At 50.4% G+C, this 883-nt stretch carries 1 protein-coding gene; it reads right to left on the bottom strand.

Annotation, left to right across the window (positions count from 1 at the left end; translation table 11 throughout):
- Window positions 1–248 precede the first annotated feature (248 nt).
- Entirely contained in the window at window positions 249–680 is a 432-nt protein-coding gene (locus tag ACR0EL_RS21965; RefSeq protein WP_480502285.1) for a hypothetical protein, read from the bottom strand.
- Between the last annotated feature and the right edge of the window lie 203 nt (window positions 681–883).

Here is an 883-nt window from a genome sequence, read left to right on the forward strand (position 1 = left end):
CGTCTCTTGAATCAATGCTTCGAATTGCTGGTTCGACATCTGCTATCCCTATTCTTCTTATCATCCAATGACATAGGGAATGTTATGGCAATTTACATCCCCTTGGGCCTCCAAATCACCAAGACTGTGACAAACTCGACGCTAAAAAGATAGACGCAGAGACAAGGCCGAGACACATTGCCTACTGGTTTTCAGAAGGGAAAATAGAAGCTCTTGGATTTCTTAAGTTGAAGCTGCCGATGGCAAGCTCAGTAGTTCGAATACCGGAAATTGACCACAGCATCATCTTGAATAGCGCAATGGGCTTTTATGTGGCTCCGCGCATCATTGCTGTCCTTTGAGCGCGCGACCTCCAGATCAATCAGATCGATGCCATCAGAATTTGTCGTATAGGAAAGCGTCCGCTCAAAATCGACGGCATAGTAGCCTTGATTGCTCATGGCGGTGTGGGTCCGATGCATACAAAGCCCGATCGCATTCTCCTCGGGCGAAACGTGCGGGTGCTTCTGGTATTTTGATCCGTGCTTGTGATGGTGTTTGGCGATCGACGCTCCCAGCACACCCAACGCGACCCCAGCGATAAGCGCTCCTGTATCGTTGGCACGGGTTGATGTCGCGGTCAGTGTGGTCGATGCAACAACGGCACAGACTATAGCGGCAATAACGGATTTCATTCGCATCTATTTCGTCTCCCTCTGTAGGCAGTGAACAAAATTCAGTTCATTGAAGTGTTCCAGAAGAGACTAGCCTGACGACCTAAACTATTGCCAGATTTTCGTGAAAACGTGTTGCCTACCATGTCCGTGTTGCGATGGATACAACTTCGCCCCGCGCCTGGAGGAACGCGGGGCGTGTGGTGCGACAACCCAGAGAGGCGGGACTG

The sequence above is a fragment of the Ruegeria sp. AH12 genome, from assembly GCF_056541465.1.

Coding starts and splice junctions, on each gene's coding strand:
- ACR0EL_RS21965 (WP_480502285.1), bottom strand. CDS start 680: ATGCGAATGAAATCCGTTATTGCCGCTATAGTCTGTGCCGTTGTTGCA.